Source organism: Duganella sp. CF402 (assembly GCF_900109645.1).
In the GTDB taxonomy this organism is placed as follows: domain Bacteria; phylum Pseudomonadota; class Gammaproteobacteria; order Burkholderiales; family Burkholderiaceae_D; genus Rugamonas.
Window position 1 is genome coordinate 23684 of record NZ_FOBG01000001.1, and the last position, 25957, is coordinate 49640.

Here is a 25957-nt window from a genome sequence, read left to right on the forward strand (position 1 = left end):
AAAACCTTGTAGTTAATACAGGGTCTGTGAAGATTCATGCAAGAGCTGGCCGTACAGCGTGTGTCGCATCCTGGCGATCTTGCCTTCCTCGACGGCGGCCAGCACCGCGCATTGTGGTTCGATCAGGTGGCGGCAGTTGTAGAACTTGCAATGCCCGAGGTAGGGCGCAAATTCGACGAAAGCGCGCTCCAGCATGCCTTCGCTCAAATGGTAGAGGCCGAATTCCTGGAAGCCCGGCGAGTCGATGATGGACGAGTCCGGCCCCAGCTCGGGCAGGGTGTACAGGCGGGTGAAGGTGGTGGTGTGCTTGCCGGTGTCCAGCGCGGCCGAGATTTCACGCACGGCGATGTCGGCTTCCGGGATCAGCAGGTTGATCAGCGAGGACTTGCCCATGCCGGACTGGCCGATCAGGATCGACGATTGCCCGGCCAGCAGCGGTTTCAGCACGGCCAGCGTTTCCTCCGGCTTGGCCTTGGCCGACACTTCATGCACCGGATAGCCGAGCGCGGCGTACGGCGCCACCCGTTCGCGGGTGCGCGCCAGCGATTCGACCACGTCGGTCTTGTTGAGGATCAGGTGGGCCTTGATGCCGGCCGCGTCGGCCGCGACCAGCGCGCGCGACACCAGGTCGTCGGTGAAGCCGGGCTCGGTGGCCACCACGATGAACAGCTGGGTCAGATTGGCCGCCAGCAGCTTGGACTTGTACTGGTCCGAGCGGTACAGCAGCGTGTTGCGCTCTTCGATCTTGTCGATCACGCCCTGGTCGGGCGAGGTCATGGTGATGTGGACGATGTCGCCGACGGCCACGTTGGTCTTCTTGCCGCGCGTGACGCATTGCAGCTTCTGGCCGTCCACTTCCGCCAGGTAGTGGCGGCCGTGCGCGGCGATGATGGTGGCGGTACGTTTATGGTTCATGCTTGTGCCGCCAGTTTCAGTTGACGGATGCGCACGCTGGCCGGCGGGTGCGAGTCGTAGAAGGCCGAGTGCAGCGGATCGGGCGTCAGGGTCGAGGCGTTGTCCTCGTACATCTTGACCAGCGCCGACACCAGGTCGCGCGCGTCGGTGTGCTGGGCGGCGAAGGCGTCGGCCTCGAACTCGTGCTTGCGCGAGGTGAGCGAGGTCAGCGGGCCGAGCAGGAAGGTGAACACCGGCAGCACCAGCATGAACAGCAGCAGCACCATCGCGTCGTTGCTCTGGCCCGGCAGCAGCACCGGATTGACGCCGAGGCCGTCGTAGAACCAGGTCTGGGTTTTCAGGAAGCCGAGCAGGGCCAGGAAGCCGAGCGAGATGGCAAACATCACCACCACGCGCTTGACGATGTGCTTGAGCTTGAAGTGGCCCAGCTCGTGCGCCAGCACCGCCTCGATTTCCTGCGGCTGCAGGCGCGCCAGCAGGGTGTCGAAGAAGACGATGCGCTTGGCCGCGCCGAAGCCGGAGAAGTAGGCGTTGCCGTGGGCGCTGCGCTTGGAGCCGTCCATCACGAACAAGCCCTTGGAGGCGAAGCCGACGCGCGCCATCAAGCCTTCGATGCGGGCTTTCAGCGACTGGTCTTCCAGCGGCGTGAACTTGTTGAACAGCGGCGCGATCACGGTTGGATACAGCACCATCATCAGCAGCTGGAAGCCGCTCCACACCATCCAGGTGTACAGCCACCACAGATCGCCGGCCTTGCCCATCAGGGTCAGCACCACCCATGCCAGCGGCAGACCGATGGCCGCGCCCAGCAGCGAGCCTTTGACCAGATCGGCAAAGAACAGGCCCTTGCTCATCTTGTTGAAGCCGAAGCGCTGCTCGAGGCTGAACTGCTTGTAGTAATCGAAGGGCAGGTCGATGGCGCCCGAGATCAGGGCGAAACCGGCCAGCAGGGCCAGCTGGTAGGTCATGCCGGGGCCGGTGGCCTGGAAAATTTGCAGCGACAGCCATTGCAGGCCGCCCAGCAGCGTGAAGCCGACCAGCACCAGGGTGTTGACCAGCAGCGTCAGCAGGCCGAACTTGGTGCGCGCGATGGTGTAGTCGGCCGCCTTCTGGTGGGCCGCGAGGCGGATTTTTTCAGCGAATTCGGCCGGCACGGCGCTGCGATGCGCCAGCACATGGCGGATATGACGCGAGGCCAGCCAGAAGCGGACCAGCAGGGTCAAAATGATGAAAGATACGAACAAAATCGAAAACGCGAGTGAATACATTCTGTGCCTGTGAGAAAATGGCGGATTCGGATTAATTTAGCCAAGAGAGAATTATGTCACAAGCTACTGATTTGCCAGAAGATTCCGCTGCTGCGCCGGCGACGCCGCGTCAGAACGAGTTTAATCTGGTATGGGTGGATATGGAAATGACCGGCCTGGAGCCGGACACGGATCGTATTATCGAAGTTGCAATGGTGATCACCGACATGCACCTGAACGTGCTGGCCGAGGCGCCGGTGTTTGCCATCCACCAGTCGGATGAAACGCTGGACAAGATGGATGCCTGGAACAAGGGCACGCATGGCCGCTCGGGCCTGACCGAGCGCGTGAAAGCATCGACCATCACCGAGGCGCATGCCGAGGAAGAGCTGATCAAGTTCATGAAGCTGTGGGTACCGAAGGGCAAGGCGCCAATGTGCGGCAACACCATCGGCCAGGACCGCCGCTTCATGGTGCGCTACATGCCGAAGCTGGAGGCGTTCTTCCACTATCGGAACATCGACGTCTCGACCCTGAAGGAACTGGGCAAGCGCTGGAATCCGGCGATGGTGAGCGGCTTCAAGAAAGCCCAGAAACACACGGCGCTGGCCGACATCGTGGAATCGATCGAAGAGCTCAAATACTACCGCGAGCACTTCATCAAGCTGTAAGGCAGACAACGCCGGCCGATGCCGGCGTTTTTTATTGGCCGTCGCGCAAGGCGAACGGCACGGCGCGGGCCCAGCGGTTGGAGGAGAGCGAGAAGGTCAGCGCGCGCACCTGGTGATACCAGCCGGCCGGGACGTACAGCATGTCGCCCGGCTGCACGATCACCTCCACCAGATTGGCCTGGCGTGCCAGCGGGTAGCGCTCGTAATCGGGCGCCTCCGGATCGAAGGGCGAGCCGAACAGGATGGCGTTGGCTTCCTTCGGATACAGGAATGCGTCGTGATGCGGCGGCGCCAGGAAGATGCGCTTGGTGCCCCAGATTTGCGCGAAGATATTGTCGTCGTAATCGCAATGCAGCGGCGTGACCGTGCCGGCCGGGCCGATCCAGAAACGCGGCGGGCCCATCTTGTCGAAGAAGGTGGGCCAGTGGCACATATTGTTCAACTCTTTCAGCTCAAGATTGCCGAGGTAGGGCGGCAGGCCCTCGGTGCGTTCGGCGAGGTCGAGGTACTCGGCCATCGTCATGTCCTGCATGGCGCGGTCCGGCGCGAAGGCGGTGCCGATGTAATCGCCGACACGGGCGCGCACCGGCATGTGGCCGTGGCGCTCGCGCAGGATGGGCGGCGCGTGTTTGGTCAGCGGCCAACGGCCAACGATGCCCTCGATCAGGAACGGCAGGTTGAGCGCAGCTCGCGCGCGAAACGCCGCCGCATCGAGCACGCCAACGCGTAGCACTTCGCTGATATGCGGCAGGCCGCGCGACGCCAGCTTGATCGCCTCGCGCATCTCATGAATCGATGCCACCCCGCGCACCTGCGCATCACGCTGCTCGCGCGCCAGCTTTTTAGCGGACGCCTGTTCCGGCGTCTCGTCCGCCAACACGCGGGGCGGCAGTTTTTGTTTTCCTAACATCTTTTCCATCTTCGTTGCGTTACAGGCAGAACTCTAACAGCTTTGAGCCGCCTCAAGTTGAGTAGCATTTTTGTATATACGATGAACCCAAGTTAGCTTGCATATTTAAGCGCTTCATCTATCTTTGTATATACAAAGGAATGAACATGGTTAGATTGGTCATTTCCGATGCCGTCGCGGGCAAGCTCGTGCAAAAGCATAATGTGACGCAGGATGAAGTCTCCGAATGCTTTGAAAACCGATCCGGCAAAGTTCTTATTGATGACCGAGCGCTTCATAGACGTAATCAGCCGACGCTATGGTTCATCGCAGAGACCACGAGTCGACGCTTGTTGAAGGTGGTGTTCCAGATTCGCGAGGAGAGCAGCCACCTCATCACGGCTTATGAACCCAATGTGGATGAGATACGTATTTATGAGACTCAGGGAGGGCTATGAAAGCTCGCAAAATTGAAAGCACGCCAGAGGCGTGGGAGGATGGGAGGTTGGGGCGCGATGCTGCACATGCAAAAGCTGCTCCGCAGGAAATGCAGGCCTTAGTCGATGAGAGCCTTGGACTGCAGATGATCTCTATCCGGCTGCAAAAGGATTTGATTGAAGATTATAAAAAAATCGCCGACTTTCGTGGTGTCGGCTATCAGCCTTTGATGCGCGACGCTCTAAAGCGTTTCGTGGATGCAGAATTCAAGAAGATGGCTCTTGAATACGCTAACTTGAAGGCCGTGAAGAAATAGTCCTCATTCGCAGACAAAGGACGGCACGCCGTTTGGGGCGTGCATGGCGGCCTCGTTGGGATCGGGGCCTTTCTTTGTAGGGCGGATTTCAGCCGCCCGTATTGATGCACTTCAGAACACCTGCCACACCAGCCACACGTTGGCGCAGGAGATCACCACGAACAGGAACCACGACAGCGCCGTAGTCCACCACGCATTGGCGAAGTTGCCCATGATGCGCTGCTGCGAGGTCAGGCTGATCAGCGGGTACATGGCAAACGGCAGCTGCATGCTCAGCACCACCTGGCTCAGCACCAGCAGCTTGCCGACCGAATGTTCGCCCAAGGTCAGCACGCCGATCATGGCCGGCACCAGCGCCAGCCCGCGCGTCAGGGCGCGCCGCTGCCAGCATGGGATCTTCATTTTCAGGAAGCCTTCCATGATGACCTGGCCGGCGATGGTGCCGGTGAAGGTCGAACTCTGCCCCGACGCCAGCAGTGCCAGACCGAACAGAATGGCCGCCAGCGCGGTGCCGGCCACCGGTTCCAGCAGGCGGTAGGCTTCATCGATATCGAGCACGCGGTCGTTGCCCGGCTGGTAGAACGCTGCCGCCGCCAGCACCAGAATCGAACCGTTGATCAGCAAGGCCAGCAGCAGCGACACGATGGTGTCGATGCGCGACAGGCCGATCGCCTGCCGTTTGGCCGCATCATGCTTGCCCACCACGCGCGTCTGCACCACCGAGGAATGCAGGTAGAGGTTGTGCGGCATTACGGTCGCGCCGAGGATGCCGATGGCCAGATACAGCGGCTCGCGCGACGACAGCGCGCTCACCGACGGCACCAGTCCCGCCATCACCGCCTGCCAGTCCGGCTTGACCAGCGCCAGCTCGGTGAACAGGCAGATGGCCACGGTCAGGATCAGCCCCAGCACTATCGCTTCGACCTGGCGGAAGCCCTTGCCCTTCAGCCCCAGCACGATCAGGGTATCAAGCGCGGTCAGCGCCACGCCCACCGGCAGCGATACGCCCAGCAGCAGCTTGAACGCCAGCGCGCAGCCGAGCACCTCGGCCAGGTCGCAGGCGATGATGGAAATCTCGGCAAAGCCCCACAAGGTCTTGCCCACCACCGGCGGATACTGCTCGCGGCAATGCACGGCCAGATCCTTGCCGGTGACGATCCCCAGCCGCATGCTCAGGCATTGCAGCACGATCGCCGCCAGGCTGGACAGCACCACCACGAACAGCAGTTGATAGCCGAACTGCGAACCGCCCTGGATGGCGGTGGCCCAGTTGCCCGGGTCCATGTAGCCAACCGAGACCAGCAGGCCCGGCCCGGCAAAACGCAGGATTTTCTTCCAGAACGGATCGCCCTCCGGCACCGCGACGGTACCGGCTACTTCGGAAGGGCAGAACGGCGCAGTGGCCGTGGTGGGCAGCTTGAAGATCATTCCGCCGATTCGGCGCCGTGGCATTTCTTGTACTTCTTGCCGCTGCCGCAAGGGCAATCGTCGTTGCGGCCGACTTTCGGCTCTTCGCGCTTGACGGTTTCCACGCCGGCCTTGCGCAGCGGCAGCCAGAACTTGTAGATGTTCGGCAGGTTGGCTTCCAGTTCCAGTCCCAGCTTGTGGGCCTTGACCGGATCTTCCACCAGCGCCAGTTCTTCCTCTTCGATTTCGTCGGCGCCCAGCAGGTAGAGCGGACGCATCAGGTCGGACTGCTCCGAATCCCAGATCGGCTGCCACGAGCCCGGACGCAGTTCCATGCCTTCCCAGAAGCCCCAGCACCACGCTTCGGCGTTGATCAGGGTCTGGCCTTCGTGCTCGTGCTCGACGAACAGCGGCTCGAATTCCTTCGGCGCCACTTCAAACGTCACCAGCACTTCGTTCATGAAGCGCATGATCAGGTGGATGATGCGCTGCTCTTCCTTCTCGTGCTTGAAGCTCGGGATGTCGGTCTCTTCCTTGCCCCACACCTTCTTCAGCCATTCGGCCGGCATGATCGGCTCCGGGCCGATGGCGATGGCGGTCAGGTAACCGTGCAGCATGTCCATCGTCATGGCATCTTCAGGGGTGCGGTCGGACAGCAGGAAGTTGTCCAGTTCGTCGAATTCTTTATCGCTCAGTGGCTGGTCGAGTTGCATATTTTGCTCTTTTTATTTGGGGGAATGTGACAGTATACACGCCGCGCCCCGTACAATGGCGGTATGACTGCACCCCACCCATATTCCGCGTTGAGCCCAGACTGCGTGCTCGACGCCCTCGACAGCATCGGCCTGCGCGGCGATGGCCGCCTGCTGGCGCTGAACAGCTATGAAAATCGTGTTTACCAAGTCGGCATCGAAGACGACAAGCCGCTGATCGCCAAGTTCTACCGGCCCGGCCGCTGGAGCGACGAGGCCATCCTTGAAGAACACGCCTTCACGCAAGAGCTGGCGACCGCCGAAATTCCGGTGGTGCCGGCGCTGGCGCTGAATGGCGGCACGCTGCACCACTATCAAGGTTTTCGTTTTGCCGTGTTCACCCGCCACGGCGGCCGCGCACCCGAACTGGGCGACCCGGCGGTGCTGGAGTGGACCGGCCGCTTCATCGCCCGTATTCACGCGGTGGGCGCGACCCAGCCGTTCCAGCACCGTCCGGCGCTGGATATCGCCACCTTCGGCACCGAACCGTGCGATTTCTTGCAGGCCAACGGCTTCATCCCGCCAGACCTGAAAGACGCCTACGCCACCATCGCCCGGCAGGCGCTGGACGGCGTGCGCCGCTGCTACGACCGCGCCGGCGAACTGCCGCAGTTGCGCCTGCACGGCGACTGCCACGGCGGCAACGTGCTGTGGACCGACGCCGGCCCGCACTTTGTCGACTTCGACGACGCCCGCATGGGCCCGGCCATCCAGGACTTGTGGATGATGCTGTCCGGCGAGCGCGCCGAGCAGGTGCGGCAGATGGGCGACATCCTGGCCGGCTACGAAGATTTTTGCGAATTCAACCCGCGCCAGATGCATCTGGTGGAAGCGCTGCGCACGCTGCGCCTGATCCACTACTCGGCCTGGCTGGCGCGGCGCTGGGACGATCCTGCCTTCCCGGCCGCTTTCCCGTGGTTTAACACCCAGCGCTACTGGCAAGACCGGGTGCTGGAACTGCGCGAGCAGGTGGCCCTGATGGACGAGCCGCCGCTGCCGGTGTAAGGCCTCAGGCCAGCCCCAGGCCTTTGCGCAAGCTGGCGTCGACCGGGCCGGCCGGCATGAACCGGCGCAGCTTGCTCAGCAACGATGCCTGGCCCGGCGGCGTGCGCCGCATGCGCCATTGGCCCAGCGCCGCCTTGACGATGATGGCGGCAACGGCGCGCTGCACCGACGCCGCATCGCGCACATCCATTTCCACCAGCGTCACGCCGCAGATCATTTCCTTTCAAAACTGATAGTTGTAGGCGAGGCCCAGCAGCGAGACATGGGTCTGGAAGCTGCCCTTGGTGGTCTCGCCATTGCCGGTGCAGCTGGCGTTGAGCGGGTTGCAATGATTGGTGTAATCCACCGCCACCTTTTTGACATGCACGTAGCTGTAAGCCAGGTCGATCGATGAGTGTGCGTCAAGCTTCCAGTTGCCGCCCAGGCTGGACTGCACGCGGTCGCCGTCGGGCAGGGCAGGGTGCGCCAGCGCGGCCTTGACCGGCGACTGGTCGTACGCCAGGCCGGTGCGCAGCGTCACGGCCTCGCTGTAGGCATAGTTGACGCCCGCCGCCAGCCGCGCCGTGTTGCGCCATTGCTGGCGTATCACCTCGGCGCCTTGGCCGGTGCCGGGGAATTCGATGTTCAGATTATCGAGCCGGTTGTTGCGGGTCCAGCTCAGGTCGGCCATGCCCGCCCAGCGGCGATTGAACTGGTGGAAGGCATGCAGCGACAGGCTTTCCGGCGTGCGCACCGTCACCAGCGCGGCCGAGTTGCTGCGGTGCGAGGCCGCCGCCAGCACCTGGTTGACGATGGGGTCGGGTGTCACGCCCGAGAAGTCCCACACGGTGCTGCCGCGCAGCTGGTGCGCGATGGACGAGCGGTAGCTCAGGCCGACACGGGTATCGGCGTCCGGCATCCACAGGTAGCCGAGGTTGAAACCCCAGCCCCAGTCCTTGACGTCGTTGGAGCCGTGGCCATCGGCCGCCGCGCGCAACAGCGCCGGATTGCCGCCCAACGCGGCGATCTGCCGGGCCAGCGCAGCGCTCTGGACGGCCGCCGCCGGCGCGGACAGCGCCGCGATGGTGCCGGGTACGTCGACCGCCTGGCCGAGGGCCGCGTTCATGCGCTCGGCGTCGATGCCGACGCCAAACGCGTGGTGCTCATTGAGCTTGAACGAGGCCGACGGATTGAGCGTCACGGCTTCCAGCTTCATGTCGGTCAGCGCATAGCGGCCGGTCCAGCTCCTGCCGAAATCGAGCTTGGCGCCGTATGGGACGAAGACACCCAGTCCGGCCGTCCAGCGCTCGTCGATTTTTTTACTGAGGTAGAACGAGGGCGCGACCACCGCGTCCGGCACGTAGCCGCTGGCCGCGCTGCCGCCGGCCGGCTGGCCGGTGAAGTGGGTCGAGCCCTGATCGGTAAAGCGCGAATGCGGCAGGACCACGGTGGCGCCTGCGCTGATGCGCAGGCCGTCCAGGCGCGCCAGCCCGGCCGGGTTGTAGAACACGGTCGACGCGTCGGCGGCCTCGGCGCTGTTGGCGTCCGCCGTGCCTTGCGCGGCCACGCTCTGCGAGCCGAAACGGTAGCCCGAGGCCTGCGCACCAGCCGCCAGCGTCGCCAGGGCGGCGGCGACCAGCAATGGAATGGATTTGGAAATCATATGTCTCAAGCCTCTAAATATTCGATGTGTTCGATGCTGTCTGCGCTGGCCGGCGCGCTCTCCTGCGGCCGGATCTTGAACCAGATTGAGTACATGGCCGGCAGGAACACCAGCGTCAGCACGGTGCCGGCCAGGGTGCCGCCGATCAGGGTGTAGGCCAGCGTGCCCCAGAACACCGAATGGGTCAGCGGGATGAACGCCAGGATGGCCGCCAACGCGGTCAGGATCACCGGCCGCGCACGCTGCACGGTGGCCTCGACCACGGCGCGGAACGGATCGAGCCCCTCCGCCTCGTTATGGTGGATCTGGCCGATCAGGATCAGCGTGTTGCGCATCAGGATGCCCGACAGCGCCACCAGGCCCACCAGCGCGTTGATGCCAAACGGCTGCTGGAACAACAGCAGGGTCGGCACCACGCCGATCAGACCGAGCGGACTGGTGAGGAACACCATCACCATCGCGGCGATCGAGCGCACCTGGAAGATGATCAGCAGCAGCGTGATGGCCAGCATGATGGGGAACAGCGGCAGCATGGCCTTGGTCGCCTTGCCCGATTCCTCGATGGCGCCGGCTTCTTCAATCCGGTAGCCGGCCGGCAGCTTGGCGATGATCGGCTTCAGCTGCGCGGTGATGGCGTTCGAGACGTCCGGCGGCTGCATGCCGTCGGCGATGTCGCCGCGCACGGTGATGGTGGGCATGCGGTCGCGACGGCGCAGCACCGGTTCTTCCATGCGCACCTCGACCTTGCCGACCTGCGACAGCGGAATGCGCTGGCCATTGGCGCCGGCCAGCGTGAAGTCGCCGATCCGGGCCGGGTCGAGCCGGGCGCCGCCGGCCGAACGCGCCACCACCTGTACCGTGCGGATGTCTTCGCGCACGCTGGTGATCGGTGCGCCGCTGAGCAGGAACTGCAGCTGCTGCGCGACCGTGCTGGTGCTCAGCCCCACCGCCTGCAGGCGGTCCTGCTGCAACACGAAGTGCAGGGTCGGCACGCGGGCGCCGCCGTCGTTGTTCACGGTCCGCATCATCGGGCTGCCATCCATCACGCGCTGCACCTGCTCGGCGACGTCGCGCAGTTGTTCCGGGTCCGGACCGCTGACGCGGTAAGCCACCGGGAACGGCGAATATGGGCCGAACACCAGCTGGGTGACGCGCACCCGCGCCTCGGAGGCCAGGCCGGCGCCCACCGCTGCGCGCAGCCGCTGTTTCAGCTCGTCGCGCTCGTGCTGGCTGTCGGTGCGCACCACGATCTTGGCAAACGAAGGATCGGGCAGTTCCGGTCCCATCGCCAGAAAGAAGCGCGGCGCGCCCTGGCCGATGTAGGCGGTGACGATTTTCGCTTCCTTCTGCTTGCTCAGCCACGCTTCCACCTTGGCGGCGGCGGCGCTGGTCTGGGCGATCGAGGTGCCATACGGCATCTGCACTTCGACCAGCACTTCCGGCCTGTCCGAGATCGGGAAGAACTGCTTCTTGACCAGCGCCATGCCGAGGATGGCGGCCACGAACAGGGCAATCACCGAGCCGGCCACCAGCCACTTGCGGGCGATCACGCGGCCCAGCACCTGGCGGAAACGGTTGTAGCGCGGCGTGTCGTACATCGCCTCGTGGCCGCCGGCGATCTTCTTCATGTCGGGCAGCAGCTTGACGCCTAGGTAGGGCGTGAACACCACCGCCACCACCCACGAGGCGATCAGCGCGATGCCGACGATCCAGAACATATTGCTGGTGTACTCGCCGGCGCTCGAGCGGGCGAAGCCGTTGGGCATGAAGCCGACCGCCGTTACCAGGGTGCCGGACAGCATCGGCGCGGCGGTATGGCTCCACGCGTAGGCCGAGGCGGTGATGCGGTCGTAGCCTTCCTCCATTTTCACCACCATCATTTCGATGGCGATGATGGCGTCGTCCACCAGCAGGCCCAGCGCCAGGATCAGCGAGCCGAGCGTGATGCGGTCGAAGTTCTTGCCGGTGGCGGCCATGATGATGAACACCACGGCCAGCGTCAGCGGCACCGCCGCCGCCACCACCACGCCCACGCGCCAGCCCATGCTGATGAAGCTCACCAGCATCACCACCAGCAGCGCGACGAAGAATTTGACCATGAACTCGTCGACCGACGAACTGATGTTGACGGCCTGGTCGGTCACCTTGCTCAGGCTTGCCCCCAGCGGCAGTTGCGCGTTGATGGCGCCCACTTCGCCGTCCAGCGCCTTGCCCAGCTCGAGGCCGTTCCAGCCGTCGCGCATGACGATGCCCAGCAGCAGCGCCGGTTCGCCGCCGTTGCGGATCATGAAGGTGGCCGGGTCCTCGTAGCCGCGCTTGACGGTGGCGACGTCGGACAACTTCAGCGTGCGGCCCTGCACCACCACCGGGGTGTCGCGGATCTTCTGCAGCTGATCGAAGGCGCCGTCCAGACGGACCAGCACCTGCGGCCCCTGGGTTTCCACCGAGCCGGCCGGGGTCAGGACGTTCTGCGCGCTCAGGGCCGCGAACACATCCTGCGGGCTGATGCCCAGCGTGGCCAGGCGCGCGTGCGAGAACTCGACGTAGATGCGCTCGGCCTGCTCGCCGACGATGTTGACCTTCTTCACGCCCGGCACGAGCAGCAGGCGCTGGCGCAGGGTTTCGGCGTCGCGCACCAGCACGCGCGGTTGTTCGCCCTTGGCCTTGAGCGCGTACAGCGCAAAAGTGACGTCGGCGTACTCGTCGTTGACCATCGGGCCGATCACGCCGGCCGGCAGGTTGGCGACCTCGTCGCCGACCTTCTTGCGCGCCTGGTAGAACTCATCGGGCACGGCCGCTGGCGGTGTGCCGTCGAGCAGGGTCAGGGTGGTGAAGGCCAGGCCGGGGCGGGTATAGGTTTCGCTGCGGTCGTACCAGCGCAATTCCTGCAGGCGCTTTTCCAGTTTCTCGGCGACCTGGTCCTGCATCTCCTGCGCGCTGGCGCCCGGCCAGGCGGTGACGATGGTCATCACCTTGACCGTGAAGGCCGGATCTTCGGCCCGTCCCAGTTTGAAAAAGGCCAGCACGCCGGCCAGCGAAATCAGGCAGATCAGGAACAGCGTGATGGCGCGCTCGCGCACCGCCAGCGCCGACAGGTTGAAACGGCCGGCGCTCACGGCCGTGCTCCTTCGGCGGCGGCGACCCGGACCGGGACGCCGTCGCGCAGCAGATGGGCGCCGAGCGCGACCACGCGGTCGCCCTGGTGCAGATTGCCGCTGACGCGGGCGTGTTCGGCATCGAGCTGCAGCACCGAGACCGGGCGCCAGGCCGCCTTGGCCGGGGTGCCGTTGACCAGCCACACGCCCGCGCCCTTGCCGGCGTCATACAGGGCGCCGATCGGCACTTGCAGGCCGGCCGGCGCGGCCGCCGGCCCGTCGGCGATGCGGATGGTGACGGTGGCGCCCAGCGGCGCGTTGGCCAGCGCGCCTTCCAGCACATAGCGCGCCTCGAAGGTGCGGGTCAGGCGGTCGGCGGTGTCGGACAGCTGGCGCAGTTTCGCCGCCACGCTGGCGTCTTCCTTGCCGAACAGGCTGGCTTGCCCGGTGGCGCCGAGCGCGGGGCGCAAGGTCTCCGGCAACTGCACCACGGCTTCGCGCTGGCCCGCATGCGCCAGCCGCAGCACCGGCTGGCCGGCGCTCACCACCTGGCCCGGTTCTGCCAGCGTTTCCATCACCACGCCGTCGCCGTCCGCCACCAGCACGGCGTAGCCGCTGGCGTTGCGGGCGACGTCGGCCTGGGCTTCGGCCGCGCTCAACTGCGCCTGCGCCGCATCGGCGGCGGCCTTGACCTGATCGTAGGCGGAGATCGAAATCGCGCCGGTGCCGCGCAGATCGCGGTAGCGGGCTTCATCGGCCGCCGCCTGGCGGGCGCGGGCGCGGGCGGCGCTGACGGCTTCCAACTGGGCGTGCGCGGCCAGCTGGAGGTCGGCCGGATCGATGCGCATCAGCGGCTGGCCGCGCTTGACGGTTTGGCCGGCGTCCACCAGCCGCGCCAGCACCTTGCCGGCGACGCGGAAACCGAGGTCGCTCTGCACCCGGGCAGCCACGGTGCCGGTGAATGAGCGGGAGGTGGCGTCGGCCTGCTGGACGGCGGCGGTGCGCACCAGCGGCGCCTCGGTGCGCGGGTCGGCGGCCGGTGGTTCACTGCAGGCGAGCAGGGCCAGCGGCAGCAGGGCATAAATGACTGTGGTGGAAGATCGCCGGAGCATAGGTATCCCATGAGCAAAGTAAATGAGAGCCCATTATGATTCTAGTGACCAATTTAGTCAACAGTCACAGCGATCCGGAAGTGTCAGGGGGACAGGCTGCGCAGCACCAGGCTGGACAGTTGCGCCGGGGCGTCCTCGGTGTAGTCGAAGCTGTATTGCAGCAGCAGGGGATTGAGGTAGGGGCGCATCACCAGGTAGATCGACATGGCCGCTTCGTCGAGCGGCGTCTTGCGCTCGAAATCGCCGGACAGGCGGCCGGCCTGCAGCACCTCGCGCAATTGTTTTTGAACGCGCTCCTCGTAGGCCAGCACCGCTGGCCAGCGTTCGGTGGCAGCCGAGGCCGCAATCTCGTACAGCTTGCGGTCCTGGAACAGCAGGCGCAGCGTGGCCTCGGTGTAGGCCTTGAACATGCGCCGCAGCTTTTCCGGCGGCGCATCGCTCTCGGCGACGGCGGCGCCGACGTCGGTTTCGATCTGGCGCATGCAGTTGGCGCAGATGGCCTCGCCGATGGCCTGCTTGGATTCGAAGAACTTATAAATGTAAGCCTTGGAAAAACCGATCGACTTGGCCAGGTCGGAGACCGTGGTCTTGGCATAGCCGTAATGGCTGAAATGCTCGGTTGCGGCGGCAATGATTTGATCGCGGACCTCGTGGTCCGCCGGCCCTCGGGCCGAAATGGGGCTGGGATTGTTCATGGGCGAGAGTCTACGCTAAAACGCCGGGATTGGACAACTTGTGACCATTTGGTATTATAGTCACCAATTCCACCATTTAATGAAAGTGTCCCATGTCGCCCAAATCCACCCTTGCCGCGCTGATTGTTGCTTGCTTTTCAACGGGGTGCGCCGTCGGCCCTGACTATGTTCGACCCGCTACCACCATGCCGGAACAGTTCCACGGCCAGGCCGCAGTCGATGGCCGCCAGGCCGCCCCGGGCGCCGGCCTGGACGCCTGGTGGGCCGGTTTCGCCGATCCGCAGCTGAACCGCTACGTCGAGCGCGCGCTCGAACAAAATCTCGATCTGGCCCAGGCCGGCGCGCGCGTGGCGCAGGCGCGCGCCGGCGTCGGTGCGGCCGATGCGGCATTGCTGCCTTCCGGGAATGTCTCCGGCCAGGCCGCCAGGGCTTACCAATCGCTGGAAACGCCGGTGGGCAGAATCGCCAGCGCCGCCCCCGGCTTCGACCGCTACGGCAATGCCTATGAAATGAATGCCGGCGTGGCGTGGGAGCTGGATCTGTTTGGCGGCCTGCGCCGTGGACGGGAGGCGGCCCAGGCCGAGTACCAGGCTTCAGAGGCGGGCGCGGCAGCCACGCGGCTGGCGGTCGCGGGGCAGGCGGCCGACACCTATATCAGCATCCGTGGCGTGCAAGCGCGCTTGGCCGTCGCGCGCCAGCAAGTGCAGACCCAGCAGGAACTGCTGGCCACCATCAATCTGTTGTACAGCAAAGGATTGGCGGCGGAACTTCAGGTCCGGCAGGCCGAGGGCGCGCTGGCGCAGGTGCGGGCCTCAATTCCCGTGCTGGAGACCGCGCTGGATGCCGCCATGCATGCGCTCGACGTCTTGCTGGGGACGCTGCCGGGCACGCACCGGGCCGAGTTGACGGCCAGCGCGCCGATTCCGGTGGCGCCGCAGATCGCGGATGCCGGCGCGCCGGGTGAACTGCTGCGCCGCCGGCCAGACTTGATCGTGGCCGAGCGATGCCTGGCCGCCTCCCATGCGCGCATCGGCGTCGCGATGGCCGAGTATTATCCCAAGCTGTCGCTGAGCGGCCTGGTGGGCAGCGCCACCGGTGTTGGCGGCAATCTGTTCACCAGCGGCGCCAGCCAGGCGTCGGGCGCGCTGGGACTGCGCTGGCGGCTGTTCGACTTTGGCCGCATCAACGCCCAGATCGCGCAGGCCAAAGGCCAGGAGGCGGAAGCGCTGGCGGCCTACCGCCTGGCCGTGCTGCGCGCCGCCGAAGACGTCGAGAATGCCTATTCCGCGCTGGTCAAGCGCGAGGAGCAGGCGCTGCTGCTGGCGCAGGGCGTGGACTCGCTGGGCCGGGCGCGCGGCGCCTCCTTCGCCGCTTATCAAAAAGGCGTGGTCAGCCTGATCGAGGTGCTGCAGGCCGATGACAGCCTGCTGCGGGCGGCCGACGCGCGCGCCCAGGCCCAGGCCGAGGCGGCGCACGCGGCCGTCGCGGCGTTCAAGGCGCTGGGCGGCGGCTGGCAGGGCGCGCCGCTGGCGGTGAAGGTGGCGGTGCAGCAGGACTGACGGCCGCCGGGAGCAGGGCGGGCAATCGGAGAATTGGCGGGTTTTTCCGCCTCTGCTTGCGGCTAGGATTGCTCAGCAGCCACATGATAATGAGAGCTCAGAAATCCACCTGCGAGAACTCTCATGAACGACACCGACCTGCTCCCGATCCCGATGGTTTCGCTGCATGATGCGGACGAACCGGCCGCCATGCCGCGTGCGGCGATGGAAATGAAAGCCATCACCGAAGCGATCGCCCGGGTGGAAGCTGAAGCCAAGGCCGCTTGCGCCGCCGAAAGCCGCGCCCATGCCGAAGCCCGCGCCCGCGCGCTGGCCGAGGATCGCGCCGCGATGGATGCCGCCGCCGCCGCCGTGGCGCTGCAAAACGCCCAGGCCGCGGAAGAAGCGATCGCCGCCAACAAGGAACGGCTGGAATCGATGCGCGCCGCCGCCCAGGCCAGCGTGGCCCGGCTGGACGCGGTCAAGCAGGAAACCGCCGAGCTGCGCGCCCGTGCCGAATCCGATAACCTGATCCGCAAAGCCGCCGAGGAACGCGCCAGGGCCGAGGAAGAAAACCGCAAGCGCGCCCACGAACACATCGCCACCGAGGCCGAACTGGCCGAGCAAGCCTCGCGCGCCGCCGCCGAGCTGCAGGCGCAAACCGAACAAGCCCGCCGCCAGGCCGCCGAGCGCGTCGCCGCCGTGCAGGCCGCCAAGGAAGAGGTGGTCGGCATCGCCTCGGCCGACGCCCGTGTCGCCACCCTGGCGCGCGAGCGCGAGCGCCATGCCGCCACCGCCCGCCAGACCGCGCAGCAGCTGGCCGCAGCCGAAGCCGAAGCGCTGGAACTGACCAAGCAGCGCGAGATCGCTGACCAGGTCGCGCTGGAAGCGGCCTTCAACCGCTCCTCCGCCGAAGTGCGCGCGCTGGAAGAAGCCCGCGCGCTGGCCCACCTGGAGCAGGAGCGCGAACAGATCGCGCTGGCCAAGGCTGAATCCGACCGCAGCGCCGCGCAATCGCTGCGCCTGCGCCTGCAAACCGAAAAAGAACTGCGCGACGCCGCCATCCAGCGCGAGCGCATGGAAGCCGTGGCCGCCGCCGCCGCCCAAGCGCGCCGCGAAGCCGACGCCCGCATCCTCAGCGCTACCGAAGCCCGCATCGAAGTCGACAGCCAGTTGCGCGCCGTCGCACAAGCCCGCGTGCAGGCGGAAGAGGAGGCCGAAATGGCCACGCTGGCGAAAGTGGAGGCCGAAGCCGAAGCACTGCAACAAGCCAAGCTGCGCAAGGCCGCCGATGACGCCGCTGCCGAAGCGGCGCGCATGGACGCCGTCGAGCAGCAGCGCGCCGCCGCGCTGGCCGACGAACGTGCCGCACTGGCGTACGCCGCCGCCGAACTGGCTGCCAGCCGGAACGACGCCGAGCAAGCCGAAATCGCCACCCTGGCCCAGCTCGTGGAAGCCCAGCAAGCCGCCAATGCCGTGGCCGCACAGCGCGCCGAACAAGCGGCCGTGCTGCTGCAAGCCGAGCAGGAGCGCGCCGCCGCCGAGCAGCAGGCCATCGTGTCGCTGAAAGAAAAACTGGACGCCGAACAGCGCGCCACCGAAGCGGCCCAGCAGCGCATCGCCGCCGAGCGCGCGCAAACCGAAGCCCTGCGCCAGCAGCGCGAAGCCGACCAGCGCCTGACCGACGCCGCCAACCAGGAAGCCGAAGCGGCGCGCGTGATGGCGGTGCAAGTGTCGGCCGAAGCCGAACAGAAAGCCATCGCCGCGCAGGCGCTGGCGGCGCAAGCCAGCCTGGCGGTGGAACTGGGCGCGGTGCACACCGAGCGCGCCCGCGTCGAGCAGGAGAAGGCCGCCAAGGCCGAAGAACTGCTGCAGGCCGAACGCGAATTCGTCGAAGCCGAGCGCAAGTCGCTGGCGCTGATCGACCAGAAACTGACCCAGCAACGCATCACCACCGCCTCGGAAGTGCGTGCCTCGCAAGCGATCGCCGGCCGCCTGGAAGCCGAGAAGGCGGTTGCCGCCAGCGCCCGCCAGCGTGCCGAGGAAGCCCAGTCCGAAACCGAAGCCATGCACCAGCGTGAGCTGGCCGAGCAGGCCGCCACGCAAGCCGTTGCCGACAAGGCCGCCGCCCAGAAAGCCCTGATGGAAACCGCGCAAGCGCACGCCGCCATGCAGCGCAAAGTGGCCGACACCACGGCAGCCATGACGGCCGCCAAGCAGAAATTGCTGGAACTGGAAACCCGCCGCCTGGCGGCAGCGCAGAAAGTGCTGGCCTCGGTGCAAGCCAAGGTCGCCGCCGAAGAAGCGCTGGCAGTGGACAGCGGCACCGTGGTCGCCACGCTGGACGACGCCCGGGCCCGCAAGGAAGCGGCAGCCGCCGCACAGGCCGCCGCACCTAAGGCCGTCTGGCGCGCCCGCTGAAAATCGTTAGAAGCTGTAGCCGATGCCGACCAGCAGCAGGTCGGCATCGCGGTGGTAGTCGGTGACGACGCGGCCGAAGTTCACCGTGCCGACCACGTGCTTGTCCAGGTGGTAGCGGGTGGCCACGCTCACCAGCCCCGCCTTGTGCGAACGCGCCTGGTTCCCATCCGGCACCTTGGCGTTGAAATACCAGCCCGCGCCCATGCCCAGCTCCACCTTCTGGCTCAGCGAACGGATCAGCCACAGCTGCGTGGCCACGCCGTTGCGCTTGCTCTGCGGCGCATTGCCCTCATCGATGGCGGTGACGGTCCAGTCCACATAACGTCCCACCGCGCGCCGGTATTCGAGCGCCGCAATCGTCGAACCCTCGGAGCGCAGGCTGTTGCGGATGCCGCGCCCGCCCATCAGGCTGACCGATTCATCGGTGGTGGCGTCGACCAGGTGCAGCTTGTCGCCTTTGACGCCGTTGAACTGGTAGCCCACGCCCAGCATCAGCGCAGTGGTGGCGTCCTTGCTATCCGGCGTGATGCGGTTGATCTGCACCTGGTTGTACCAGCGGCTGTCCGGATAATGATAGGTCGCCTGCAGGCTGACGATGGTCGCCCAGCCGTGGTCGTTGGTGTAGCGGCGGCCGCTCGGGCTGTGCAGGTCGGTGGTGTCGAAGAAGTAGTACCGGCCGGCGCCGGCGCCAAAGCTCCAGCCCGGCTTGTTGTAGCCGGTGCGCACCCACAGCTGGCTGGCCACGCCGTCGCGGTGATGCTCGAGCGGGTGGCCTTCGTTCAGGTAGCTGAGGCTGAGCGCGAAATGCTCGCTCAACGGATGGGAATAGGAGGCACCGACGCTGAACGTCATTTCATCGGCTTCGCGGACGCGCAGGGCGCCGCCGTAGGCGGTCACTTCCTGCGCCGTCGCCGCGCCGCCCGCTAGCAGCGCCAGGGCGGCCATGAGAGTGCGTTGCATGAGCTGAGTCTCCGGCAAAAAGCAGAGTCTACCGGAAATCAGCTTTTGTCGCTTACGGTTGGATAGTGACCTTGGTGACGAAGTATTCGGTCTCGCCGAAGCACTGGCTCGGCACGCCCTTGTGCTGGGCGTAGCTCAGCACCACGCGCTTGCCGGTGGCGGCGGTCAGGTCGGCCGCCACTTTGTCGTCGCGCACACTGAATTCGAATTTCTCCGGGATCGCGCCCGGCATCGAGGTCAGCAGGATTTCACCTTCCCAGGTCTTGCAGACCCAGCCGCGCGACGAGAATTTCTGCAGGTAGCCGGCCCGTTCGCCGTCCGAATACGAGATGTGCAGCATGGCCCAGGTGTAGCCGGCCAGCAGCAGCAGGGCGGCCGCCAGCAGGCCGAAGAAGAACAGCAGGATGCGTTTGGAAGTGGTCATAGGGGTTCTGGATTAAGCAACGTTACGCATATTATCACGCAGCTTCCAGCCGCTTGTGGCGCACCGACGACCACAGCGACACCGCAATGAACGCCACCCCGGACAGCCCGGTGAACCACTCGGGAATGTGGTATTTCACGCTGGCCAGCATGATGATGGCCAGGATGCCGATCGCATAGTGGGCGCCGTGCTCGAGATAGACATACTCGTCCAGCGTGCCCTTGTGCACCAGGAACACCGTCAGCGAGCGCACGAACATGGCGCCGATCGCCAGCCCCAGCATGATGATGACCACGTCCGAGGTGATCGCGAACGCGCCGATCACGCCGTCAAAGCTGAACGAGGCGTCCAGCACTTCCAGGTAGAGGAAGCCGCCGAAGCTGCCTTTGGCCACCGTCGCCACCACCTGGCCGACGCCGGCCTCGGTGGTGTCGTCCTCGTCTTCCGGCTCGTCTTCTTCCAGCAGGCTGCTGATCCAGCCCACCGCCAGATAGACGATCACGCCGACCACGCCGGCGGTCAGCACCTTGTATTGCTCCTCCGCGCCGACCAGCGACACGCAGCCGAACACCGCCGCCAGCGCCAGCAGCACCGACAGGCTTTCGGTGCCGTGCTGGCCCAGTTTCTTCTCCATCCAGCCCAGCCAGTGCAGTTCCTTCTGGTCGTCGAACAGGAAGTTGAGGAACACCAGCAGCAGGAAGGCGCCGCCGAAGGCCGCCACCTCGGCGTGGGCGCCGGTCAGGTGGCGCGAGTATTCCTCCGGGGTGGTGGTGGCCATATGCCACACGTCCAGCAAGCCCATGCCAGTGGCCATCGAGACGATCAGCAGCGGGAACACCAGCCGCATGCCAAACACCGCGACCACGATGCCGACCGTCAGGAACAGCTTGCGCCAGAATTCATTCCAGTGGCGCAGCACCGAAGCGTTGACCACGGCGTTGTCGAACGACAGCGACACCTCCATGATGCCCAGCACCGCCGTGATCCACAGCGCCTGCAGCAGGCCGCTGGCGCCGCCGTGGTTGTAGCCCCACCAGCCAGCCAGCGCCATGAGGATGAAAGTGACGGCAAAGGAAATTCGGAAGTGCTGCATCGTTGTCTTTATGGAAATTGTGGAATAGGGTGAATTTTATAATACTTGCTTCCGCCGCTGGGGAGGCATCTGCCATAATGTCGCCACAAAAATGCAAAGGACTGCCACGATGGACATCGCTTATCTCGTTACCCCGCTGATTACCTGGCTCACGGTCGGCCCGATCAAATTCCTGATTAATAGCGCCAAGGCGCGTAAATGGGCCTTCAACCTGGTCGGCAACGGCGGCTTCCCGAGCAATCATAGCGCGGTCGTGTCGAGCATGGCGACCCTGATCGCGCTGCGCGAGGGCATCGGCCATCCCGCCTTCGGCGTGGCCGTCACGCTGTGCTTTATCGTGATTATCGACGCCAACAGCCTGCGCCAGCACGTCGGCAAGCAGGCCGCCGCCATCAACCGCCTCGCCAAAGAGGATGGAGGACAAGGTACTGGCCACACCTGGCTGCGCGAACGCATGGGCCATACTTTGGTGGAAATCGCCGGCGGCCTGACCACCGGCATCATCATCGGCCACGTCATCAACGCCGTGTTCGGACGCGGCTAAAACTGTCCGCCCGGAACCGGACAGTGTCCGGTTCCGCACATTCCTGCATTACCGTTCATCCCCGTATTTGGCGTTTCAGCCACAAATTCTACCGTTCGTCGCACTGTGATTGACCTGACAATGCTGGTCAAGGATACTCTGCGCCCTGTAGTCTGGCTCATTCTAAAAGCACCCCGCAGGTGCCACTTTCTGGAGAACTTTATGTTGCGCAAAACCCTTCTAGCTCTTGCCATTGCCTCTGCCCTGGTCGCATGCGGCAAATCAGCCAAGGAGCCTGAAAAAGCCGCCGCCAGCGCCTCGGCCTCCGCTTCCGCAGGTAAAGACGAACCGAAAGTGACATTGCAGATGTCGCCGGAAGACACCATCACCATCGAATCGAACGCCCTGGCGTCCGGTCCGGTCATTACCGGCTCGATCCAGCCGGAACGCCGCGCCGACCTGCGCGCGGAAGTCAGCGCGGTTGTAGTTCAGGTACTTAAAGAGAACGGCGAGTCGGTCAAAAAAGGCGACATCCTGTTGCGCCTGGACGAAACCGCGATCCGCGACAGCCTGACCTCGGCCGACGAGGCCTTGCGCGCCGCCGAACAGACCCTGGCCCAGACCCAGCGCATGTACGAGCGCCAGAAAACCCTGCTGGCCTCCGGCATGGTCTCGACCACCGCGATGGAAGACGCCGAAGTACGCCGCAACAACGCCCAGAGCGACCTGGCGGCAGCCCGTTCGCGCTCGGTGGCGGCGCGCCAGCAGCTGACCCGCACCGTGGTGCGCGCGCCGTTCGACGGCATCGTCAGCGACCGCAAGGTATCGAACGGCGACACCGCCCAGGTCGGCAAGGAGCTGATCAAGGTGATCGACCCGGCCAGCATGCGCTTTGAAGGCATGGTCTCGGCCGACAAGGTGGGCGTGCTGAAGGTGGGGCAGCCGGTGCTGTTCCGCGTGAACGGCTACCAGGGCCAGAATTTCAACGGCAAGATCAAGCGCGTGGACCCGTCTGCAAACGCTGTCACCCGCCAGGTGGAAGTGCTGGTCGACTTCGCCGACGCCACCCGTCCGGGCGTGGCCGGCCTGTACGCCGAAGGCCGCATCGAAGCCCAGACCACCTCTTCGCTGATGGTGCCGCCGTCGGCGGTGGTGCAGGCTGGCGACAATAACTATGTCTGGCGCGTCAAGGGCGGCCAGCTGGCCAAGGTGCCGCTGACCATCGGCACCCGTGACGAGCGCAGCGGTCGCTGGCAAGTGCTGAGCGGCCTGCAAGCCGGCGACATGGTGGTGCGCGTGCCGGCGTCCGGCTTCAAGGATGGCCAGAAAGTGGCGCTGACGGCGCCAAAAGCCGTGGCCTCGGCGTCGGCTTCGGTCGGCCAGGTTGCAGAAAAATAATCAGGAGGCCCAGCCATGTTCTTATCGGATTTTAGTATCAAGCGGCCCATCGCCACGATCGTCCTGATCGTTGCGATGATGTGCCTCGGCCTGATGGCGCTCAACAAGCTGCGCGTCAACCAGAACCCGGACGTCGAAGTTCCGTTCATCGTGGTCAACATCCCGTATCCGGGCGCCTCGCCGGAGACGGTCGAGCGCGAGATCGTCAACCGCCTGGAAAAATCGCTGCAATCGATTACCGGCGTGACCGAGCTGAATAGCACGTCCTCGGAAGGCTATGCCAGCATCTTCATCAAGTTCAGCTTCAACAAGAACCTGATCGAGGCCTCGGACGAGATCCGCAACGCCATCGCGGCGGTGCGCTACAAGCTGCCGATCGAGATGCGCGAACCTATCCTGCAGCGCATCGATCCGTCGGCGCAGCCGGTGATGCAGATGGCGCTGTCGTCCAACACCCAGAGCCACGCCGAGATCTCGCGCCTGGCCGAGGACAAGCTGGCCGACCGCTTCCGCGGCATCGACGGCGTCGCCTCGGTGAATATCGACGGCTCGCTCAAGCGCGAGCTGAGCGTGTTGCTGAAGGCGGAAAAACTGCGCGAGTACAACGTCTCGGTCGGCGACGTGGTCAACGCGCTGCGCAACCAGAACACCAACGCCCCGGTCGGCAAGGTGCGCGGCGAGCTCGATGAAAAGAGCATCCGCCTGGTTGGCCGCATCGAGCGTCCGGAAGAGTTCCAGCAAGTGGTGGTCAAGCGCAACGGCAACGAGCTGGTGCGCCTGTCGCAAGTGGCCACCATCCAGGACGGCTTTGCCGAAACCAATAGCCTGAGCGTGCGCTCCGGCAAACCGAACGTCGGCATTTCGGTGACCCGCTCGCGCGACGCCTCGACCGTGACCGTGGCCCGCAAAATCAAGGCGATGGCCGAGGAAATGCAGAAGGAAATGCAGCCCGGCACCAAGCTGGAGATCACCCAGGATGACGGCGAAAACGCCGAAAGCAGCCTGGACAACGTGATCCACGCGCTGGTGTTCGGCGCCGGCCTGACCATCTTCGTGGTGTACGCCTTCCTGAACTCGTGGCGTTCGACCCTGATCACCGCGCTGTCGCTGCCGACCTCGGTGCTGGCGGCCTTCATCGGTGTCTGGCTGTGCGGCTTCACGCTGAACTTCATGACGCTGCTCGGCCTGTCGCTGGCGATCGGCGTGCTGATCGACGATGCCATCGTGGTGCGTGAAAACATCGTGCGCCACATGCAGATGGGCGCCGACCGCCGCACTGCCGCGCTGCAAGGCACGGCCGAGATCGGCATGGCGGTGGCCGCGACCACCTTCTCGATCATGGCGGTGTTCATTCCGGTGGCCTTCATGCAGGGCATCACCGGCGAGTGGTTCCGTCCATTCGCGCTGACCGTGACCTGCTCGGTGGCGGTGTCGCTGCTGATCTCGTTCACGCTGGACCCGATGCTGTCGGCCTTCTGGGGCGACCCGCCGGGCCACCACGACGCACCGCGCAAGGGCCTGGAGAAGTACTTCGCCAAATTCAACGTCTGGTTCGACCATCAGGCCGACCGCTACGGCAACGTGATCGAGTGGGCGCTGCACCACCGCCGTTCGATGGCCGTGATCGCGGTGGCGACCTTTGTCGGCGCGCTGGTCCTGCAAGGCAAGTTCGGTGGCGCCAGCTTCGTGCCGGCCTCGGACTGGGGCACCATCGCGATCGACGTGCGGACCCCGTCGTCGAGCTCGCTGGAGTACTCGCGCCTGAAACTGGAAAAGGCCGCCGTGATCGCCCGTTCGATCAAGGAAACCAAGGAAACCAATAGCTACGTCAACCTCAGCGGCGGCCGCATCTACGTGGACATCGGCAAGAAAACCGAGCGCGAGCGCGGTGCAGTCGAGGTCGCCAAGGAGTTGCGCGAGAAGCTGGCCGGCCTGGTCGGCGCCGAGTACACCGTGCTGGACGACCTGAGCAACGGCGCCCGCAAGCCGGTGCAGATCGAATTCACCGGCACCGATTCGCGCAAGCTGATGGAAATCACCAACGCCTTCATGGACCGCCTGCGCAAGGTGCCGGGCGCGGTCGACGTCGGCCTGTCGGAGATGGATCCGAAGGACGAGCTGCAGATCGAACTGAACCGTGGCCTGGCCAACTCGATGGGCATCGCCGCCGGCGACGCTGCGCAAGCGCTGCGGGTAGCGTTTGCCGGCATCGAGGTGGGCGACTGGGTCGACCCGACCGGCGAGTCGCGCGACGTCGCGGTGCGCCTGGCGCCGGAAGACCGCACCAGCGCCGAGAACATCGAGCGCCTGCCGATCGCCGTCTCCGGCACCAGCCAGATGGTGCCGCTGGACCAGATCGCCCGCGTGACGATGGGCAAGGGCCCGTCCACCATCAAGCACAAGGACGGCAAGCGCGTGATCTCGGTCAGCGCCAACGTCGAAGGCCGCTCGCCGGGCGAAGTCACCACCGACGCCATGAAACTGGTCAAGGACATCGACTTCCCGCCGGGCTACGGCCTGGCGCTGGGCGGCGCCGGCAAGGACATGCAGGAAGTGTTCGGCGCGATGGGCATCGCCCTGATCGCCGGTATCGGCCTGATGTATTTGATCCTGGTGATGCAGTTCGGTTCCTTCACGGCGCCGATCGCGGTGATGCTGTCGCTGCCGCTGTCGCTGATCGGCGTGGTGATCGGCCTGCTGCTGACCAATAGCACCATCAACCTGATGAGCCTGATCGGCGTGATCATGCTGATGGGCCTGGTCGCCAAGAACGCCATCCTGCTGCTGGATGCGGCGCGCAAGCGCGAGGAAGAGGGCTTTGGCCGCGAGGACGCGCTGATGTACGCCGGCCGCATGCGCCTGCGTCCGATCCTGATGACCACCTTTGCGCTGATCGCCGGCATGCTGCCGGTGGCCATCGGCCTGGGCGAGGGCGGCGAGTTCTACCGTCCGATGGCGATCGCCATCATTGGCGGCACCATCACCTCCACGCTGCTGACCCTGCTGATGGTGCCGACCTTCTACGACAGCATCGAGATCAGCAAGGACCGCATGCTGGCCAAGTTCGGCCGCCGCGCCAGCCGCTGGTCGGCCGCGCCGGCCCTGCTGGTGACGCTGGTCGAGGCGCTGCTGACGCTGGTGTTTGTGCGCTTCCTGTTCCGCATGGTGATGAAGGCGGTGTACAAGCTGACCGGCCGTGGCGGCCCGAGCGCGCCGCCGCCGGCCGAACCGGTGGAAGATGAACGCAAGGTTGCTTAAAAGTATTTTTGATTAAGCACGAGAAAGGGCCTTCGGGCCCTTTTTTTATTAATGAAATGCAGAGCGTTCGCTCGGTTTACTGGTTTTTGGTGTATGCTGCTGGCCTTCCCGTACCGTTTCGGCTATGGGACCCAATAAAACCATTCAAAAAGTGAGAC

21 protein-coding genes and 1 pseudogene are annotated in these 25957 nt (G+C 65.2%); 9 read left to right on the plus strand and 13 right to left on the minus strand.

The features are described from left to right. Positions 1-12: 12 nt before the first annotated feature. Complete coding sequence (gene rsgA, locus BMZ70_RS00100) at positions 13-915, minus strand: ribosome small subunit-dependent GTPase A (protein WP_092268523.1); 903 nt, start codon at positions 913-915, stop codon at positions 13-15. After that, positions 912-2183, minus strand: a complete 1272-nt coding sequence (locus tag BMZ70_RS00105; RefSeq protein WP_092268525.1) for a M48 family metallopeptidase — start codon at positions 2181-2183, stop codon at positions 912-914. The genes rsgA and BMZ70_RS00105 overlap by 4 nt, the downstream gene beginning before the upstream one ends. 53 nt (positions 2184-2236) lie before the next feature. Here BMZ70_RS00105 and orn point away from each other — a divergent pair, with 53 nt between their 5' ends. Further along, positions 2237-2833 (plus strand): oligoribonuclease, encoded by a 597-nt coding sequence (gene orn / locus BMZ70_RS00110; RefSeq protein WP_092268526.1) that lies wholly within the window; start codon positions 2237-2239, stop codon positions 2831-2833. 31 nt (positions 2834-2864) lie between these two features. On the opposite strand, the gene BMZ70_RS00115 is transcribed toward orn, so the two are convergent. Next, on the minus strand, positions 2865-3743 hold the full coding sequence (locus tag BMZ70_RS00115) for a cupin-like domain-containing protein (protein WP_092277332.1): 879 nt from the start codon (positions 3741-3743) through the stop codon (positions 2865-2867). Positions 3744-3889: 146 nt separating this feature from the next. On the opposite strand from BMZ70_RS00115, the gene BMZ70_RS00120 reads away from it, so the two are divergent. Both BMZ70_RS00120 and BMZ70_RS00125 read left to right on the plus strand, forming a co-directional pair. After that, on the plus strand, positions 3890-4180 hold the full coding sequence (locus BMZ70_RS00120; protein ID WP_092277335.1) for a BrnT family toxin: 291 nt from the start codon (positions 3890-3892) through the stop codon (positions 4178-4180). Beyond that, positions 4177-4476, plus strand: a complete 300-nt coding sequence (locus BMZ70_RS00125) for a hypothetical protein (protein ID WP_092268528.1) — start codon at positions 4177-4179, stop codon at positions 4474-4476. Before BMZ70_RS00120 ends, BMZ70_RS00125 begins: the two co-directional genes overlap by 4 nt. A 111-nt stretch (positions 4477-4587) precedes the next feature. Here BMZ70_RS00125 and BMZ70_RS00130 read toward each other — a convergent pair whose 3' ends face one another. Both BMZ70_RS00130 and BMZ70_RS00135 read right to left on the minus strand, forming a co-directional pair. Then, on the minus strand, positions 4588-5904 hold the full coding sequence (locus BMZ70_RS00130; protein ID WP_229205226.1) for an Nramp family divalent metal transporter: 1317 nt from the start codon (positions 5902-5904) through the stop codon (positions 4588-4590). After that, on the minus strand, positions 5901-6596 hold the full coding sequence (locus BMZ70_RS00135) for a UPF0149 family protein (RefSeq protein WP_092268531.1): 696 nt from the start codon (positions 6594-6596) through the stop codon (positions 5901-5903). Before BMZ70_RS00135 ends, BMZ70_RS00130 begins: the two co-directional genes overlap by 4 nt. Positions 6597-6659: 63 nt before the next feature. Here BMZ70_RS00135 and BMZ70_RS00140 point away from each other — a divergent pair, with 63 nt between their 5' ends. Beyond that, positions 6660-7640, plus strand: a complete 981-nt coding sequence (locus BMZ70_RS00140; RefSeq protein ID WP_092268532.1) for a serine/threonine protein kinase — start codon at positions 6660-6662, stop codon at positions 7638-7640. 4 nt (positions 7641-7644) lie between these two features. On the opposite strand, the pseudogene BMZ70_RS00145 reads toward BMZ70_RS00140, so the two are convergent. The 5 genes and pseudogenes from BMZ70_RS00145 to BMZ70_RS00165 form a co-directional block, all read right to left on the minus strand. Continuing rightward, positions 7645-7794, minus strand: a pseudogene (locus BMZ70_RS00145) (short-chain dehydrogenase/reductase); the annotation flags it as partial. Between the two features lie 69 nt (positions 7795-7863). After that, complete coding sequence (locus BMZ70_RS00150; RefSeq protein WP_092268533.1) at positions 7864-9282, minus strand: OmpP1/FadL family transporter; 1419 nt, start codon at positions 9280-9282, stop codon at positions 7864-7866. A gap of 5 nt (positions 9283-9287) precedes the next feature. Further along, on the minus strand, positions 9288-12398 hold the full coding sequence (locus BMZ70_RS00155; RefSeq protein ID WP_092268534.1) for an efflux RND transporter permease subunit: 3111 nt from the start codon (positions 12396-12398) through the stop codon (positions 9288-9290). Next, the gene (locus BMZ70_RS00160; protein ID WP_092268535.1) at positions 12395-13489 is read right to left on the minus strand and encodes an efflux RND transporter periplasmic adaptor subunit; all 1095 of its coding nucleotides are present in this window, start codon (positions 13487-13489) and stop codon (positions 12395-12397) included. The genes BMZ70_RS00155 and BMZ70_RS00160 overlap by 4 nt, the downstream gene beginning before the upstream one ends. Positions 13490-13572: 83 nt before the next feature. Further along, a complete protein-coding gene (locus tag BMZ70_RS00165) occupies positions 13573-14184 on the minus strand; it encodes a TetR/AcrR family transcriptional regulator (protein WP_092268536.1) in 612 nt (203 codons plus the stop codon). 92 nt (positions 14185-14276) lie between these two features. On the opposite strand from BMZ70_RS00165, the gene BMZ70_RS00170 reads away from it, so the two are divergent. Both BMZ70_RS00170 and BMZ70_RS00175 read left to right on the plus strand, forming a co-directional pair. Further along, positions 14277-15743, plus strand: a complete 1467-nt coding sequence (locus BMZ70_RS00170; RefSeq protein ID WP_092268537.1) for an efflux transporter outer membrane subunit — start codon at positions 14277-14279, stop codon at positions 15741-15743. A 123-nt stretch (positions 15744-15866) separates the two neighbouring features. Beyond that, entirely contained in the window at positions 15867-18143 is a 2277-nt protein-coding gene (locus tag BMZ70_RS00175; protein WP_229205227.1) for a hypothetical protein, read from the plus strand. Between the two features lie 6 nt (positions 18144-18149). Here BMZ70_RS00175 and BMZ70_RS00180 read toward each other — a convergent pair whose 3' ends face one another. The 3 genes from BMZ70_RS00180 to BMZ70_RS00190 are packed head-to-tail and all read right to left on the minus strand — an operon-like array spanning position 18150 to position 20620. After that, entirely contained in the window at positions 18150-19103 is a 954-nt protein-coding gene (locus tag BMZ70_RS00180) for a hypothetical protein (RefSeq protein ID WP_229205228.1), read from the minus strand. 52 nt (positions 19104-19155) lie between these two features. Beyond that, positions 19156-19527 carry a hypothetical protein gene (locus tag BMZ70_RS00185; protein ID WP_092268545.1) on the minus strand — a complete coding sequence of 124 codons (372 nt, stop codon included), beginning with the start codon at positions 19525-19527 and terminating at the stop codon, positions 19156-19158. Between the two features lie 34 nt (positions 19528-19561). Beyond that, on the minus strand, positions 19562-20620 hold the full coding sequence (locus tag BMZ70_RS00190) for a DUF475 domain-containing protein (protein WP_092268547.1): 1059 nt from the start codon (positions 20618-20620) through the stop codon (positions 19562-19564). Positions 20621-20729: 109 nt separating this feature from the next. Here BMZ70_RS00190 and BMZ70_RS00195 point away from each other — a divergent pair, with 109 nt between their 5' ends. The 3 genes from BMZ70_RS00195 (at position 20730) to BMZ70_RS00205 (ending at position 25799) form a co-directional block, all read left to right on the plus strand. Further along, positions 20730-21164 carry a divergent PAP2 family protein gene (locus BMZ70_RS00195; RefSeq protein WP_092268549.1) on the plus strand — a complete coding sequence of 145 codons (435 nt, stop codon included), beginning with the start codon at positions 20730-20732 and terminating at the stop codon, positions 21162-21164. Between the two features lie 201 nt (positions 21165-21365). Continuing rightward, entirely contained in the window at positions 21366-22541 is a 1176-nt protein-coding gene (locus BMZ70_RS00200; protein WP_092268551.1) for an efflux RND transporter periplasmic adaptor subunit, read from the plus strand. Between the two features lie 15 nt (positions 22542-22556). Further along, on the plus strand, positions 22557-25799 hold the full coding sequence (locus BMZ70_RS00205; protein ID WP_092268559.1) for an efflux RND transporter permease subunit: 3243 nt from the start codon (positions 22557-22559) through the stop codon (positions 25797-25799). Positions 25800-25957 lie beyond the last annotated feature (158 nt).

Coding starts and splice junctions, on each gene's coding strand:
- rsgA (WP_092268523.1), bottom strand. CDS start 915: ATGAACCATAAACGTACCGCCACCATCATCGCCGCGCACGGCCGCCAC.
- BMZ70_RS00105 (WP_092268525.1), bottom strand. CDS start 2,183: ATGTATTCACTCGCGTTTTCGATTTTGTTCGTATCTTTCATCATTTTG.
- orn (WP_092268526.1), top strand. CDS start 2,237: ATGTCACAAGCTACTGATTTGCCAGAAGATTCCGCTGCTGCGCCGGCG.
- BMZ70_RS00115 (WP_092277332.1), bottom strand. CDS start 3,743: ATGTTAGGAAAACAAAAACTGCCGCCCCGCGTGTTGGCGGACGAGACG.
- BMZ70_RS00120 (WP_092277335.1), top strand. CDS start 3,890: ATGGTTAGATTGGTCATTTCCGATGCCGTCGCGGGCAAGCTCGTGCAA.
- BMZ70_RS00125 (WP_092268528.1), top strand. CDS start 4,177: ATGAAAGCTCGCAAAATTGAAAGCACGCCAGAGGCGTGGGAGGATGGG.
- BMZ70_RS00130 (WP_229205226.1), bottom strand. CDS start 5,904: ATGATCTTCAAGCTGCCCACCACGGCCACTGCGCCGTTCTGCCCTTCC.
- BMZ70_RS00135 (WP_092268531.1), bottom strand. CDS start 6,596: ATGCAACTCGACCAGCCACTGAGCGATAAAGAATTCGACGAACTGGAC.
- BMZ70_RS00140 (WP_092268532.1), top strand. CDS start 6,660: ATGACTGCACCCCACCCATATTCCGCGTTGAGCCCAGACTGCGTGCTC.
- BMZ70_RS00150 (WP_092268533.1), bottom strand. CDS start 9,282: ATGATTTCCAAATCCATTCCATTGCTGGTCGCCGCCGCCCTGGCGACG.
- BMZ70_RS00160 (WP_092268535.1), bottom strand. CDS start 13,489: ATGCTCCGGCGATCTTCCACCACAGTCATTTATGCCCTGCTGCCGCTG.
- BMZ70_RS00165 (WP_092268536.1), bottom strand. CDS start 14,184: ATGAACAATCCCAGCCCCATTTCGGCCCGAGGGCCGGCGGACCACGAG.
- BMZ70_RS00170 (WP_092268537.1), top strand. CDS start 14,277: ATGTCGCCCAAATCCACCCTTGCCGCGCTGATTGTTGCTTGCTTTTCA.
- BMZ70_RS00175 (WP_229205227.1), top strand. CDS start 15,867: ATGAACGACACCGACCTGCTCCCGATCCCGATGGTTTCGCTGCATGAT.
- BMZ70_RS00180 (WP_229205228.1), bottom strand. CDS start 19,103: ATGCAACGCACTCTCATGGCCGCCCTGGCGCTGCTAGCGGGCGGCGCG.
- BMZ70_RS00185 (WP_092268545.1), bottom strand. CDS start 19,527: ATGACCACTTCCAAACGCATCCTGCTGTTCTTCTTCGGCCTGCTGGCG.
- BMZ70_RS00190 (WP_092268547.1), bottom strand. CDS start 20,620: ATGCAGCACTTCCGAATTTCCTTTGCCGTCACTTTCATCCTCATGGCG.
- BMZ70_RS00195 (WP_092268549.1), top strand. CDS start 20,730: ATGGACATCGCTTATCTCGTTACCCCGCTGATTACCTGGCTCACGGTC.
- BMZ70_RS00200 (WP_092268551.1), top strand. CDS start 21,366: ATGTTGCGCAAAACCCTTCTAGCTCTTGCCATTGCCTCTGCCCTGGTC.
- BMZ70_RS00205 (WP_092268559.1), top strand. CDS start 22,557: ATGTTCTTATCGGATTTTAGTATCAAGCGGCCCATCGCCACGATCGTC.